The organism is Pantoea sp. YR525 (assembly GCF_900116775.1).
GTDB classification, from domain to species: domain Bacteria; phylum Pseudomonadota; class Gammaproteobacteria; order Enterobacterales; family Enterobacteriaceae; genus Pantoea; species Pantoea symbiotica.
In genome coordinates this window covers 406,302-420,910 of sequence record NZ_FPBU01000003.1, presented here as the reverse complement: position 1 = coordinate 420,910, position 14,609 = coordinate 406,302, and the positions used below count along the sequence as shown (strand labels likewise).

The window sequence follows — 14,609 nt, the reverse complement described above, 5'->3', positions numbered from 1 at the left end:
CGTCAAATCATCCCCGCCAACTGCCGCGCCTGCTCGCTCTGCGCAAATGTCTGCATGCCCGCCTGCGCACCGGTTTGCAATACGCCAGGCAACTGATGCATTTTGCCTTCGCGAATCAGATTCGCCACCGCCGGCGTCGCCACCAACACTTCAAACAAGCCAATGCGCCCGCCCGCTTTCGCCGGCACTAAACGCTGCGCCAGCACCGCTTTGAGGCTGCCCGCTAATTGGGTGCGCACCAGATTTTTCTCCTCAGCGGGAAACACATCCACCAGCCGATCAACCGCCTGGGTTGCGCCGCGCGTATGGAGCGTAGCCAACACCAGATGCCCGGTTTCTGCCGCAGTGAGCGCCAGGCGGATGGTTTCACTGTCGCGCAATTCACCGAGCAGAATCACATCGGGATCTTCACGCAGCGCGGCTTTCAGCCCGTGTTGAAAAGATGCGCAATGTGCGCCGACTTCGCGCTGCTGAATCAGCGATCGCTGGCTGCGATGCACAAACTCAATCGGATCTTCCAGCGTCAGGATGTGCCGCGCCTGCTGGCGGTTCAGGCAATCCACCATCGCCGCCAGCGTTGTGGATTTGCCGCTGCCGGTGGCGCCGGTAATTAAAATCAGCCCCTCTTCCAGCTGTAATAGCTGGCTCACTACGTCGGGTAAATGCAGGCTGCTGAGATCGGGCGCGTGGCTGGCAATCAGCCGCAGCGCCAGTGATAAGCCGTGACGCTGCATAAACAGGTTGGCGCGCAGTCGAATGCCGCTGGCAAGCGTGATGGCAAAGTCAACGTGGCCGTTCTCCTCCAGCTCGGCCTGTTGCGACGCTGTGAGCCACTGCTGCATAAAGGCTTCCAGCCAGCCGCCATCCAGCGCGTTTTGCTGCGGAATCGGCTCAAGCACGCCTTGTCGCCGCCAGTGCGGCAAATGTCCGCTGCAAAGGTGCAGATCGGCGGCGTTATGCTTTACACTAAGGGCCACAATTTCATCCAACTCCATTTAACTTCTCCTGACTATGACTTCCATTGAGCACAACTTACAGCAAGTGCGTGAGCGTATCGCCGCTGCCGCCGCACGTTGCGGCCGCGCGCCAGAAGAAATTACGCTGCTTGCAGTGAGCAAAACCAAACCTGCGAGCGCGGTCGCAGAAGCCATTGCCGCTGGACAACAAGCGTTCGGTGAAAATTACGTGCAGGAAGGGGTTGAAAAAGTGGCTGAACTGGCCGCACATCCTGATTTGCAATGGCACTTTATCGGCCCGCTGCAATCCAATAAAAGCCGTCTGGTAGCGGAAAACTTCGCCTGGTGCCACACCGTTGACCGCCAGCGCATCGCGCAGCGCCTGAACGATCAGCGCCCGGCGTCGTTGCCGCCGCTCAACGTGTTAATTCAGGTAAATATCAGTGACGAGAACAGCAAATCTGGCATCATGCTGGAGGCTCTGCCGGAGCTGGCGCAACAGATCGCCGCACTGCCGCAGCTGCGCTTGCGGGGGCTGATGGCGATTCCGGCGCCAGAGTCAGACTACGCGCGGCAATTAGCGGTGTGTCAGCAGATGGCCGCCGCGTTTCATGCCTTAAAACAGGATTATCCTGACGTCGATACGCTTTCTCTGGGAATGAGCGACGATATGGACGCGGCTATCGCCGCGGGCAGCACCATGGTGCGTATTGGCACCGCCGTTTTTGGCGCGCGGGATTATGCGCGACCTTCACAACAATAATTGAGGAACCTCATGTTAACACTGACGTTTTTAGTCAAAACGCTGATCGACTTGTACGTGATGGTGCTGCTGCTGCGCATCTGGATGCAGTGGTCGCGCTGTGACTTCTACAACCCGCTGGCGCAGTTTGTCGTGAAGATCACCCAACCGATTATCAAGCCGCTGCGCCGCGTGATCCCGGCGATTGGCCCGATTGATACCGCATCACTGCTGCTGGCCTTTGTGCTGACCACGCTGAAATATCCGATCCTGCTGCTGATTCAGGTCGGCGTGTTCTCGGTTGATCCCACCAACCTGCTGGTTGGCCTGCTGTCGCTGGTGAAATCCGCCGGTTATCTGGTGTTCTGGGTGATCATCATTCGTTCGCTGATGAGCTGGATCAGCCAGGGTCGCGGCCCGGTGGATCAGGTTTTGATGCAGCTGACTGAACCGCTGATGTCGCCAATTCGCCGTATTCTGCCGGCGATGGGCGGTATCGATTTCTCTGCCATGATTGTGATTCTGGTGCTGTACGCGCTGAATTTCCTCGGCATGGACCTGTTCCCAGGTCTCTGGTATTTGCTGTAATTCGTCTATCTGGAACTGTTATGCAAAAAGTTGTTCTCGCTACCGGTAATCCGGGCAAAGTTCGTGAACTGGCCGATCTGTTGGCGGCCTTCGGGCTTGATATCGTGGCGCAAACTGAACTCGGCGTTGAGTCGGCGGAAGAAACCGGCCTGACCTTTATCGAAAACGCCATTCTGAAAGCGCGTCATGCGGCTGAGATTACCGGTTTGCCAGCGATTGCCGATGATTCCGGTCTGGCGGTCGATGCGCTGGGCGGCGCGCCGGGGATTTACTCCGCGCGCTATGCAGGCGTTGATGCCAGCGATCAGCAAAATCTGGATAAGCTGCTGGTAGCATTGGAAAAGGTGCCGGATGGCGAACGTCAGGCGCAGTTCCACTGCGTGCTGGTTTATGTGCGTCACGCCGCCGATCCGACGCCGCTGGTGTTCCACGGTAGCTGGGCCGGGGAAATCACCCGCGCGGCAGCGGGCGCAGGCGGTTTCGGTTACGATCCCATCTTCTATGTACCTGAATTAGGTAAAACGGCGGCAGAGCTGAGTAAAGACGAAAAGCGCGCCGTCTCTCACCGTGGTAAAGCATTGACGCTGCTGCTGGAAGCGATGCGCAATGCCTGATTTTTTACCTGAGTTGCCGCCATTAAGCCTGTACATCCACATTCCGTGGTGTGTGCAGAAGTGTCCGTATTGTGATTTCAACTCTCACGCGCTAAAAGGCGAGGTGCCGCACATTGAGTATGTGCAGCACCTGCTTAACGATCTCGAACAGGATTTGCCTCTGACCGGCGGGCGTGAAGTGCGCACTATTTTCATCGGCGGCGGTACGCCAAGCCTGCTGAGCAGCTATGCAATGCAGATGCTGATGGACGGCGTGCGTGCGCGTTTGCCGCTGGCGGCCGATGCAGAAATCACCATGGAAGCCAATCCGGGCACCGTGGAAGCCGATCGCTTTAGCGGCTACCAGAAAGCCGGTATTAACCGTATTTCGATTGGCGTGCAGAGTTTCAGTCCACAAAAGCTGGAGCGCCTTGGCCGCATTCACGGACCGGAAGAAGCGGTGCGCGCTGCACAGCTGGCGGAAGGTTTAGGTCTGCGCAGCTTTAACCTCGACCTGATGCACGGCTTGCCGGATCAGTCGCTGGAAGAAGCGCTGGATGATTTACGCCAGGCGATTGCGCTCAACCCACCGCATCTGTCGTGGTATCAGCTGACGATTGAGCCGAATACCTTATTCGGATCGCGTCCGCCGAAACTGCCGGATGACGATGCGCTGTGGGATATCTTTGAGCAAGGTCATCAACTGCTGAGCGCTGCGGGCTATCAACAATATGAAACCTCGGCGTATGCCAAACCGGGTTATCGCTGCGAGCACAATCTCAACTATTGGCGCTTCGGTGATTACCTCGGCATTGGCTGTGGCGCACACGGCAAGCTGACGCAAGCCGATGGTCGCATCGTGCGGACGGTTAAAACCCGTCATCCGCGCGGCTTTATGAAAGGCAATTATCTCGATAAGCAGCACGACGTGGCAGAGAACGACAAACCGTTCGAGTTCTTTATGAACCGTTTCCGTCTGCTGGAAGCAGCACCGCGCGCAGATTTCCGTCGCTATACCGGCATGGATGAGCAGGTGATTCGCCCGCAAATTGATGCGGCGATAAGTGCGGGATACGTGGTGGAATCAGTCGAAAACTGGCAGATCACTGAGAAAGGTAAGCTGTTCCTGAACTCGCTGCTGGAGCTATTCCTGACCGAAGAGTAAAAAAATGCCCGGCAAAAACCGGGCATTTTTTCGCGTATTAGCCGTAAGTAATATCTATTTCCTGGTTCACTAACAGCGTGTAATGCTCCTTGCTATTGGTTAAGAGCGTCCAATTTTCTCCGCCAACCTGCACTTTATTCTGTGACATTAACCAGCCATCGCTGAACTCAGCACGATCAAGAATAACTCGGTCACCGGCATCACCATCAATCATAAATTGCTTACTGTTATCACTGATAAATAAACCATTGGCACCTTCAGTCAGCAATGCTTTTAAATCAAGATTAAGCTGATTATTGCCTACTCCAGTAATATCGATTTTTTGCATGCCATCCACACGCTCACTCACTGCTGCAAAATCAATTATCTGGTTGGCACTATCAAAGACAATGCTTGCCGCAGTTTCAGGATGCAAATACTGTGTGGTGATTAACCAATTGGCGACATCAATAATATGCAGTTCACCTGCAGTTGGGGAATAGATTGGGGACGCATCTGTTGAAGCGATGCTGTTAACTTTACTAACCCCACCTGCTTCACCACTTCCCCAGGTCATAGTATCAATGGTCCAGCCAACATCATTGACCGTTTTGACCCAGCCCTTGTACCAATAATACGCATAGGTATCTGGATCAACGGCAGAGTGCACTTCTATGTAACCAATCGGTTTATTGGCCGTTGTTTGATAACTAAATTTGCTGCTCTGATATTCATAATTAATGGTGCCACTGCTGGCGAGAAATTGAGTGGCGATCAGTTCACCGTTTGGCGAGAAAATTTTCACCTGAGTATTATTGTTGTGTAAGTTAGCGTAATTGAAAGCAACGTAGTCGGTTTCACCAAAATCATATTTAACAATGGAGTTATCCAACATAGTGACTGCACGGCCATGATAATAATCATTATGTGTTTTGCCGTTCGTCATAATCCCCGTATGCCAGCCATTTGCTGCATCACCGTGTTTCAATTCAGTGACTTTAAGCTTGCCATAGTTATAAATTCTGCCTGTTGACCAGTTATCATTCCCTCTGGACTCCCAGTCTTCGTAGTTTCTTTCATATTCTGGTAACGGCTTATATTGCACCGGATATTGGGTGGAATACACACTTTCATTACCTGCAGCATCTATCGCCTTGACGCTAAAATTATTTATCCCAACAGTCATGTCTTTAGATGGCGTAATTTTCCAGTCACCATAAACGCTTGCCTGAGTCGATCCAACAGCAATACCATTTTGATAAAGGGTAATCAGACTGCTGGCCTCCGCTTTACCGCTGAAATCCAGCCGTGGGTCATCGGTTGCTTGTCCTGGTGATATATTGCTGATCGGCCCAACATTATCAATCGCCTGCAAAATGGTTGGCTGGATAGTAGTGGTGTCGATGATCAGCGACGTGCTGCTACTCCATTTGCTCACATTACCCGCGTGGTCGATGCCGCGAACGCGGAAACTCCACTCGCCATCCGCAAGATCAATGGGTGGTGTCCACTTCCATTGGCCATTGCTATCAACCGTTACGGTTGCAGTGGTTATCCAGCTGCCGTTCTTACTGGCATATTGTACACGCACAAATTCTCCAAACTCGCCTTTGCCATGAAGCTCTGGGCGACGATCATCGGTGGCGCGATTAAAATTAAACTCGCCACGATAGAGACCCACATCATCCTTATAGAAACTGATTGCTGCCTCATTGGGCTTCTGCGTATCAAGTTCAAATTTCCATTTCGGCGATGCCTGACTGCGATTGTCAGCTCGATCTTCTGCCACGGCGCTGAGTTCATAAGCGCCATCACCTGGCAAATTGACTTCGACTTCCCATTCACCATGCGAATTCGCCTTTACCGAAGCTAGCGGAGTTTTGCTGTTTTTGTTGTAAATGTATACCAGGCTGTTCTCTTCAGCCTCGCCGCGAATCACTGGGTTAGCATCGTTGGTATAACCGTTACGCTTAATGCTATTACCGTTCTGGATACCGCCATCAACATCGTCTTCAATTGCGGTGATAACCGGCTTGTCTGGCGCAATGGTATCAATGTTGTAATCGACGACAATGGGCGTACTGCTGTTACCGGCAGCATCCATCGCAGTAAAGGTGAGAACATATTCGCCATCTGCCAATGGCATCGTGGGCGTCCATTCAAAACGACCGCCCACTACCGGCACGCTAATTGGATTTTTTCCGTTGATGGTGATGATTACTGTAACAGTGTCTGGTGATGGCACGCTGCCTTCCCAGCGCTTTTGCGCATCGTTATACCAACCGGATTCGGCTAGCACGATAAGCGGTGGGAGTACCAAAGGATTATTATTGGAAGCAGAGGCGTTAGAAAATAGCATAAAAATTCCTTAAAAAATAAATGATTTCATGGGGTTGCTAAACCATTGCCATCTTTATTAATTAGAATTTTTACAGTTATCAGATTCGTCCCGAATCCCGGATTCTTAAATGCAGTAACGCTTAAAACTAAAAAGCCAGCCCGTTATGGGCTGGCTTTCTCAAACTCTGGGCAATTATCCTTTAACGCCCTGCATCAATCCTTTGCGCTGATCTTCAAGTACGGTAACGCGGTTACACACTTCGTGGCCGAAGTTCTGGAAATCCTGTTCCTGCTTATTCCATTCCGCCTGCACCGACTGCTGTAAGCCGCCAAGGTTGCCCATGATTGCCTGCAATGGATTGCTGCCGTTTGCTGCCTGGCTGCTACCCATTTCGTTGAGGCTATCCTGCATGATGCCGCCGAGCGTGCTCTGCACCAGCTTCTCGCCTTCCGCTCGCACCTGATCGATGGCCTGATGATGGAAGGTCAAACCGTCTGGACGATGCTCTATAATGCGGTTCATTTGCTGCTTAAGCTGACCATCCAGCTTGGTGAGACGATTACGCACGTTACTGTTCTCGCCAAGCTTTTCGACAATCACTTTGTCCAGCGCCACGCGGCTGCGTTCCAGACGCGAGGTCGCGCCGCTATCGATCCACGGCAAATCGCGACGCAGCGCGGTTTGATAATCGATGGCTTTCTGGCGCGCGGCGTTATCCACGTTGACCTTCTGGCCATTAAACTGCACATCGCCCTGCGGAGTGATTTCGAGGTTGCCGTTGGTTCCCACCACCTGCACGCTCTGCGGTTTAATGATCACATCATCCTGTGGCTTGACGCTGCACTCGTATGCAGCCTGAGCCTGAGTTGCCGCCAGCAGCAGCGCGGCGATAAGTGCCTTACGAACCATGAAATCTCCTGAGCAATAAAAAGGTCGCCATAAATGGCGACCCTACGAATTCCGTTGTAGGGTGGCCATTTATGGCCACCTTCCCGCATCAACCACTAAAACTTAGTCCCACCAAACGTCGAAGAGTTCAGTTACCTGCACATCGGTCAGGTTGTGGGCTTCCAGCCACTTGCGCACCAGCTCGCGGTGTTCATCGGTGCATTTGCCGGTTTCCTGCAAGCACACCAGACCTTCCCACACCAAATAACCGCTGCCGTCATACGCCAGACCATTCGGCGCGATCACTTCATTAATGAACTGATCAACAGTGGCGTCGATTTGCTCCTCGGTGGTGCCTTCGGCAAAACGCCATGCGACGGAGAAGCCTAATTCCTGAAACTCATCAATATGCAGTTTTTTACGCAAACGACGGCTACGCTGTACGGCCATTATTTCACCCTCTCAAACATCAGATCCCATACGCCATGGCCCAGTCGCTGCCCGCGCTGCTCAAACTTGGTTAACGGACGCGTTTCTGGACGCGGCACGTAATTATTACTTTCCGACTGATTTTTATATCCGTCGATGCTACTCATCACTTCTAACATGTGTTCGGCGTAGGCTTCCCAATCGGTTGCCATATGGAACACGCCGCCCAGCTTCAATTTGCGCATCACCAGCTCAGCAAACGGCACCTGTACGATGCGGCGTTTGTTATGGCGCGCTTTATGCCACGGATCCGGGAAGAACAGCTGCACCATGCGCAGCGAGTTATCCGGAATCATCTTCTGCAGCACTTCAACCGCGTCGTGACACATCACGCGCAGGTTTTCCACGCCCGCTTCCTTCGCCGATGCCAGGCAAGCACCCACGCCCGGCGCATGCACTTCCAGGCCGAGGAAGTTCTGATGCGGATTATTCTGCGCCATGGTCACCAGCGAGGCGCCCATGCCGAAACCAATTTCCAGCACCACCGGCGCATCGCGGCCAAACAGCGTCACCAGATCCAGCGGCTCCTGCTGGAACTCCACGCCCATCTCCGGCCATAAATTATCGAGCGCGAGCTGCTGTCCTTTCGTTAAGCGCCCCTGACGGCGCACAAAACTGCGGATACGGCGTAATGGCCGCCCGTTCTCATCAAATTCTGGGGTGATGACGTCATTAATCATGTTGAAGCCTGCTGGTTAGCCTGTTCTGGGAAACGGGCATTATGCAAAGTTAGGAAGCAGAAGCAAGCCTTTGCAATGTTCCGGTTTACACCCTGAGGTCTCTGTGCTGGAATTCCTGCCTGATTGTAGAGTAAACACGGAAAATTTCCTTCTTATGATGCAAGCGCCGACGTTCGCGCAACAAGTGCTGGATTGGTATCAGCGCTTTGGTCGCAAAACCCTGCCGTGGCAGCAGGAGAAAACGCCCTACAAGGTATGGCTCTCTGAAGTGATGCTGCAGCAAACCCAGGTTGCTACCGTCATTCCCTATTTTGAACGCTTTATGGCGCGCTTCCCAACGGTGGCCGATCTGGCGGCTGCGCCGCTGGATGAAGTGCTGCATCTGTGGACCGGTCTCGGCTATTACGCGCGTGCGCGTAATCTGCACAAAGCCGCGAAACAGGTGGTGGAGATGCACGGCGGCGAGTTCCCGCGTAACTTTGACGATGTTGCAGCGCTGCCGGGCATTGGTCGTTCGACTGCGGGCGCGGTGTTATCGCTGTCGCTGGGTCTGCACTTCCCGATTCTGGATGGCAACGTAAAACGCGTGCTGGCGCGCTGCTACGCGGTGGGCGGCTGGCCGGGGAAAAAGGACGTTGAAAAACGGCTGTGGCAGATCAGCGAAGAAGTCACGCCAGCGGCAGGCGTCAGCCAGTTTAATCAGGCAATGATGGACCTTGGCGCGTTAGTATGTACTCGCTCACGCCCTAAATGCGAAATCTGCCCGCTCAGTAGCGGATGCGTCGCTTATGCCAACAGCAGCTGGGCTGAATATCCAGGTAAAAAACCCAAGCAGACCTTGCCAGAACGTAGCGGCTGGATGTTGATGATGCAGGATGGCGATGACGTGTGGTTAGAGCAGCGTCCGCCGGTTGGCTTGTGGGGCGGATTGTTCTGCTTCCCACAATTTACAAGTGAGCAAGCGCTAACTGACTGGCTAACCGAGCGCGGCATTCATGCCAAACCGCAGCAGCTCACCGCGTTCCGCCATACCTTTAGCCATTTCCACTTAGACATTGTGCCTATGTGGCTAGCATGGCCTTCGGCTGGGTCGCTGATGGATGAAGCGGACGGTCTCTGGTATAACTTAGCGCAACCACCGTCAGTGGGTTTGGCGGCGCCGGTTGAGCGCTTGCTGCATGAATTGCGCCATCCCCAGCAGCTTACGCGTCGAGCAGACGTGACCGAAGAGGAAGAGTAATGAGCCGCACCATTTTTTGTACTTATCTGCAACGCGACGCTGAAGGTCAGGACTTTCAGCTCTATCCTGGCGAGCTGGGTAAGCGCATCTTTAATGAGATCTCCAAAGAGGCCTGGCAGCAGTGGATGTCCAAGCAAACCATGCTGATCAATGAGAAGAAATTGAGCATGATGAACCCGGAAGATCGCAAAGTGCTGGAGAAGGAGATGATCAATTTCCTGTTCGAAGGCAAAGATGTGCACATTGAAGGTTACACCCCGCCAGAAAAATAACCGTTCAGGGCTTCCCTTTGAGGCCCTCTTTTTCGATTCAGGCACGCATTAACAATGAATAAAAAACTGATAGCGCTCTTGGTGATTGCACCACTTTTGGTCTCCTGCTCCGGACAAAAAAAATCGCAGTACCATGAAGAGTGGGTCAAGGACACCAACGGTTTTGATATTTTGATGGGTCAGTTTGCCCACAATATTGAAAACATTTGGGGAATCAATGAAGTTCTGATCGCCGGACCGAAAGATTACGTCAAATATAGCGACGGCTATTACACCCGCAGTCACATCAACTTTGACAGCGGTAGCATCACCATTGAGACCATTTCCGGCACCGATCCGATGGCCAGCCTGCGTCAGGCGATCATCACCACGCTGTTGATTGGCGAAGATCCGGGCAATGTCGATCTCTACTCCGATGCCAACGATATTCAAATCAGTAAAGAGCCGCTGCTGTACGGCCAGGTGCTGGATAATACCGGTCAGCCGATTCGCTGGCAGGGCCGCGCCGGCAGCTTTGCTGATTACCTGATTCAAAACAAACTGCAGAAACGCACCTCCGGATTGCACGTCATCTGGTCGGTTACCATTCCGATGGTGCCAAACCACCTCGACAAACGTGCGCACAAATATCTGCCGATGGTGCGTAAAGCCGCTGAGCAATATGGCGTCGATGCGTCATTGATTCTGGCGATTATGCAGATTGAATCGAGCTTCAACCCGTATGCGGTGAGCCATGCTGATGCGCTGGGACTGATGCAGGTGGTGCAGCACACCGCCGGTGTCGATGTGTTCCGCATGAAGGGCAAAGGCGGCAAACCGAGCCGCAGCTATCTGCTTGATCCTGAGAATAATATTGATGCGGGCACCGCGTATTTGTCGCTGCTGCAGAGAAGTTATTTAGGTGGGATTCAGGATCCGACATCACGGCGTTATGCGGTGATTACGGCGTACAACGGCGGTGCGGGCAGCGTGCTGCGCGTGTTCTCCAGCGATAAGGATCGCGCGTTCTCGTCAATAAATAGTATGTCGCCGACGGAAGTTTACCAGACGCTGACCACCAACCATCCATCGGCGGAATCGCGTCGTTATCTGTATAAAGTGAGCCAGGCGCAGCGCAGTTATCGCCGGTTTTAAGATAAGATATTGATTTAAAAAGGTGGGCATAAATGCCCACCCTACGTGTAGGGTCGCCATTCATGGCGACCTTTTTAATAATTACGCAAATCTCACACCATCATATTCGCCACCAGACACAAACGCCCGCTCTCATCTTCTTCGGTGTAAACCCCTTGCAGCTCCGGCGAGAAGCCCGGCAGCAGGTTGATGCCCTCTTCCAGCGCGAGGAAATAGCGTTGCACCGCGCCGCCCCACACTTCACCAGGCACCACGCACAGCACGCCCGGCGGGTACGGCAAGGCGCCTTCGGCCGCAATGCGCCCTTCGGCTTTGGCAATCGGCACCAGCTCCACTTCGCCACGAATATAGGCCTGATGCGCATCCTGCGGATTCACTTTCACCGGCGGGAAGCAGGCTGAACGGAACATCGCTTTCTGCAAATCCTTAACGTCGAAACTGACATAGAGATCGTGCATCTCCTGACACAAGCGGCGCAGCGTGTAACCTTTATAGCGCTCGATATTCTTGCGATACACGCTCGGCAGCACTTCCGCCAGCAGCGCATCCTCGCGCACGTGCTGCTCAAACTGCACCAGCATCGCCACCAGATGCGCCATCTTCTCCGGCGTTTCCGCTGGCGTCAGCAGGAACAGAATCGAGTTGAGGTCGCACTTCTCCGGCACGATGCCGTTCTCGCGTAAATAGTTGGCCAGAATAGTCGCTGGAATCCCGAAGCTGGTGTACTCACCGCTGGCGGCATCGATGCCCGGCGTGGTAAGCAGCAGCTTGCAAGGGTCAACCAGATACTGTTGTTGCGCGTAGCCTTCAAAACCGTGCCATTTTGCACCCGGTTCAAGGCTGAAGTAGGCAGGATCGGCAGCGATAGCTTCCGTTTCCGCCGCTTGCCACAGTTTGCCGTGGACCTTCTCCGGCAGGAACGGCTGGATCATCTCGCAACGTTCCAAAATCGCCTTGCGCGCATCAATGCCGATAGTGACGCACTCGTGCCACATGCTGCGTCCCGCCTCGCCTTGGTGCATGCGGGCGTTGATATCCAGCGCGGCAAACAGCGGATAGAACGGGCTGGTTGAGGCGTGCAGCATAAACGCATTGTTGAGGCGCTTGTGCGGACAGAAACGCTTCTGCCCACGGATGTGATTGTCTTTCTTGTGGATCTGCGACGTCTGCGAGAAACCGGCCAGCTGCTTGTGCACCGATTGCGTGACAAAGATGCCCGGATCGTTCTCGTTCAACTCCAGCGTCAGCGGCGAGCAGCCCGCCATCAGCGGGATAAATTGCTCGTAGCCAACCCACGCCGAATCGAACAGGATGTAATCGCACAGATGGCCGATGCGATCGACCACCTGACGCGCGTTGTACACCGTGCCATCGTAGGTGCCGAGCTGAATAATCGCCAGGCGGAATGGACGCTGATCGTTGGCACGATCGGGTGCCACTTTGGCGATTTCTTCACGCAGATAAGTATCGTTAAAACAGTGCGCATCAATGCCGCCGATAAAGCCAAACGGATTGCGCGCCGCTTCCAGATACACCGGCGTTGCGCCCGCCTGAATCAGCGCGCCATGATGGTTGGATTTGTGGTTGTTGCGGTCAAACAGCACCAGATCGCCGCGCGTTAGCAGCGCGTTGGTCACCACTTTGTTGGCGCTGGACGTGCCGTTGAGTACGAAGTAGGTTTTGTCGGCGTTAAACACTTTCGCCGCGAACTTCTGCGCATCTTTGGCTGAGCCTTCGTGGATCAGCAGATCGCCGAGCTTAACGTCGGCGTTGCACATATCAGAACGGAAAACGTTCTCGCCGTAGAACTCATAAAACTGACGTCCCGCCGGATGTTTGCGGAAGAAAGCGCCGCCCTGATGTCCCGGACAGGCAAAGGTGCTGTTCTGCATATCGACGTAGCGCGTTAGCGTGTCGAAGAACGGTGGCAGCAACTCGGCTTCATAGGCCTGCGCGGCGTCTTCCAGCGCATCCCACTCTTCTGGCGCGCCGTTGATTTCACCGGTGACGCCGGGCAGCTTCAGCACTTCTTCATCGAACGCATTGGCGACAAACACCGGCAGATTAAAGCCGATTTTGCGCAACAGCGTCAGCACGCCACTGCGCGTGTCCGACAAGGTGATCACGACCGCAGCGACATCGGTAAAGTCGGTATTGTCCAGCGTCACCACGTCGCGCGCAGTGTTCAGACTAAGGGTTGGCGCTACAGCAACGCTGGCAGCAATTTTCAATGGGTTCATAACACAAATCCCTGAGAGAGGATGAGTGGGTGCCGATGGCACAGCAATGAGGAGGTTTCCTCGGCGAAGTAAATCTGGGAGTTGATCACTAACTGGGGCGCAATAATGTCATCTTTTTTTTGCGGGAACAACCCGCGGCGGGTAAGGGTTGGGTAAGGCAAAAAAAGGAGTACTATTACCCCACTTTCCTCAACCAGCCGGAGGCTGCATGTTCAAGGCATTGGTCATTGAAAATGATGAACAGGGATACCGCACATCCCTGAAAGATCTGTCAGAAAAACAACTGCCCGATCAGGATGTCACCCTCGAAGTAAGCTACTCCACGCTCAACTACAAAGACGCGCTCGCCATCTGCAACAAAGGCCCGATTGTGCGGCAATTCCCGATGGTGCCGGGCATCGATTTTGTTGGCCGGGTGATCAGCAGCCGCCATGCCGAATGGCAGCAGGACGACGTGGCGCTGCTCACCGGCTGGGGCGTAGGTGAAAAACATTGGGGCGGACTGGCGCAGAAAGCCAGCGTCTCGGGCGACTGGCTGGTGAAAGTGCCGGTCGCACTTAGCCCGCTGCAAACCATGGCGATTGGCACCGCTGGCTTCACCGCCATGCTGTGCGTAATGGCGCTGGAAAAACAGGGCATCACGCCGCAGCACGGCCCGGTTTTGGTGACCGGCGCGAGCGGCGGCGTTGGCAGTTTCAGCGTCAGCTTACTAGCACGTCTCGGCTATGAGGTTATTGCTTCCAGCGGTCGCGCCAGCGATAGCGATTACCTGATCAACACGCTTGGCGCCTCGTCGATTATCGATCGCGCAGAGCTGAGCGAGCCGGGCAAACCGCTGGCAAAAGAGCGCTGGGCGGCGGCGATTGATAGCGTTGGCAGCCACACGCTGGCCAATGTGTTAGCGGGCATCAAGCGCGATGGCGTAGTAGCGGCGTGCGGTATGGCGCAGGGTTTGGATCTGCCGACCAGCGTCGCGCCGTTCATTCTGCGTGGCGTGGTGCTGGCGGGCGTGGATAGTGTGATGTGCGCCAAACCGCTGCGTCAGCAGGCGTGGCAGCGACTGGCGGAACTGGTGGATGGCGACCTGTTGCAGCAGTTAACCAAGGTGATTCCGCTGAGCGAAGCGCGCGAAGGTGCTGAGCATCTGCTGGCGGGTAAAGTACGCGGACGTTTGATCGTCGATTGCCGCTGAGTAGGGTCGCCATTCATGGCGACCTTGTACACATCAATCACGGCCTGGTGGGCATAAATGCCCACCCTACGAAAACCTTACGTGCATAAATGCCCACCCTACAAAACCCT

At 54.3% G+C, this 14,609-nt stretch carries 14 protein-coding genes; 8 read left to right on the top strand and 6 right to left on the bottom strand.

Features of this window, described 5'->3' with window-relative positions:
* Positions 1-2 precede the first annotated feature (2 nt).
* The gene (locus tag BM323_RS08450; protein WP_008107245.1) at positions 3-995 is read right to left on the bottom strand and encodes a type IV pilus twitching motility protein PilT; all 993 of its coding nucleotides are present in this window, start codon (positions 993-995) and stop codon (positions 3-5) included.
* A 16-nt stretch (positions 996-1,011) separates the two neighbouring features.
* On the opposite strand from BM323_RS08450, the gene BM323_RS08445 reads away from it, so the two are divergent.
* The 4 genes from BM323_RS08445 to hemW are packed head-to-tail and all read left to right on the top strand — an operon-like array spanning position 1,012 to position 4,044.
* Positions 1,012-1,719 (top strand): YggS family pyridoxal phosphate-dependent enzyme, encoded by a 708-nt coding sequence (locus tag BM323_RS08445; protein ID WP_008107243.1) that lies wholly within the window; start codon positions 1,012-1,014, stop codon positions 1,717-1,719.
* 12 nt (positions 1,720-1,731) lie between these two features.
* Positions 1,732-2,286, top strand: a complete 555-nt coding sequence (locus BM323_RS08440; protein WP_008107240.1) for a YggT family protein — start codon at positions 1,732-1,734, stop codon at positions 2,284-2,286.
* 20 nt (positions 2,287-2,306) lie between these two features.
* On the top strand, positions 2,307-2,900 hold the full coding sequence (locus tag BM323_RS08435; RefSeq protein WP_008107238.1) for an XTP/dITP diphosphatase: 594 nt from the start codon (positions 2,307-2,309) through the stop codon (positions 2,898-2,900).
* Positions 2,893-4,044: a radical SAM family heme chaperone HemW gene (hemW, locus tag BM323_RS08430; protein WP_008107237.1), complete on the top strand. Its 1,152-nt coding sequence runs from the start codon at positions 2,893-2,895 to the stop codon at positions 4,042-4,044. Before BM323_RS08435 ends, hemW begins: the two co-directional genes overlap by 8 nt.
* A gap of 37 nt (positions 4,045-4,081) precedes the next feature.
* Here the strand turns inward: hemW and BM323_RS08425 are convergent, their stop codons facing one another.
* The 4 genes from BM323_RS08425 to trmB all read right to left on the bottom strand — a co-directional run bounded on the left by BM323_RS08425 (position 4,082) and on the right by trmB (position 8,421).
* Positions 4,082-6,382, bottom strand: a complete 2,301-nt coding sequence (locus BM323_RS08425; protein WP_008107235.1) for an Ig-like domain-containing protein — start codon at positions 6,380-6,382, stop codon at positions 4,082-4,084.
* 174 nt (positions 6,383-6,556) lie between these two features.
* On the bottom strand, positions 6,557-7,273 hold the full coding sequence (locus tag BM323_RS08420; RefSeq protein WP_008107233.1) for a YggN family protein: 717 nt from the start codon (positions 7,271-7,273) through the stop codon (positions 6,557-6,559).
* A gap of 102 nt (positions 7,274-7,375) precedes the next feature.
* Positions 7,376-7,702 (bottom strand): YggL family protein, encoded by a 327-nt coding sequence (locus BM323_RS08415; protein WP_008107231.1) that lies wholly within the window; start codon positions 7,700-7,702, stop codon positions 7,376-7,378.
* Positions 7,702-8,421: a tRNA (guanosine(46)-N7)-methyltransferase TrmB gene (trmB, locus tag BM323_RS08410; RefSeq protein ID WP_008107230.1), complete on the bottom strand. Its 720-nt coding sequence runs from the start codon at positions 8,419-8,421 to the stop codon at positions 7,702-7,704. The genes BM323_RS08415 and trmB overlap by 1 nt, the downstream gene beginning before the upstream one ends.
* A 154-nt stretch (positions 8,422-8,575) precedes the next feature.
* Here trmB and mutY point away from each other — a divergent pair, with 154 nt between their 5' ends.
* From mutY to mltC, 3 genes are read left to right on the top strand one after another with little or no spacing between them, the layout of a single operon-like run.
* Positions 8,576-9,661, top strand: coding sequence for an A/G-specific adenine glycosylase (gene mutY / locus BM323_RS08405; protein WP_036649149.1), 1,086 nt, complete (start codon positions 8,576-8,578; stop codon positions 9,659-9,661).
* The gene (locus BM323_RS08400) at positions 9,661-9,933 is read left to right on the top strand and encodes an oxidative damage protection protein (RefSeq protein ID WP_007890330.1); all 273 of its coding nucleotides are present in this window, start codon (positions 9,661-9,663) and stop codon (positions 9,931-9,933) included. Before mutY ends, BM323_RS08400 begins: the two co-directional genes overlap by 1 nt.
* A gap of 54 nt (positions 9,934-9,987) precedes the next feature.
* Positions 9,988-11,067 (top strand): membrane-bound lytic murein transglycosylase MltC, encoded by a 1,080-nt coding sequence (gene mltC, locus BM323_RS08395; RefSeq protein ID WP_008107227.1) that lies wholly within the window; start codon positions 9,988-9,990, stop codon positions 11,065-11,067.
* A gap of 92 nt (positions 11,068-11,159) precedes the next feature.
* On the opposite strand, the gene BM323_RS08390 is transcribed toward mltC, so the two are convergent.
* The gene (locus BM323_RS08390) at positions 11,160-13,307 is read right to left on the bottom strand and encodes an ornithine decarboxylase (RefSeq protein WP_008107225.1); all 2,148 of its coding nucleotides are present in this window, start codon (positions 13,305-13,307) and stop codon (positions 11,160-11,162) included.
* Positions 13,308-13,515: 208 nt separating this feature from the next.
* Here BM323_RS08390 and BM323_RS08385 point away from each other — a divergent pair, with 208 nt between their 5' ends.
* Positions 13,516-14,499, top strand: a complete 984-nt coding sequence (locus tag BM323_RS08385) for an acrylyl-CoA reductase (NADPH) (protein WP_008107223.1) — start codon at positions 13,516-13,518, stop codon at positions 14,497-14,499.
* Positions 14,500-14,609: the final 110 nt, after the last annotated feature.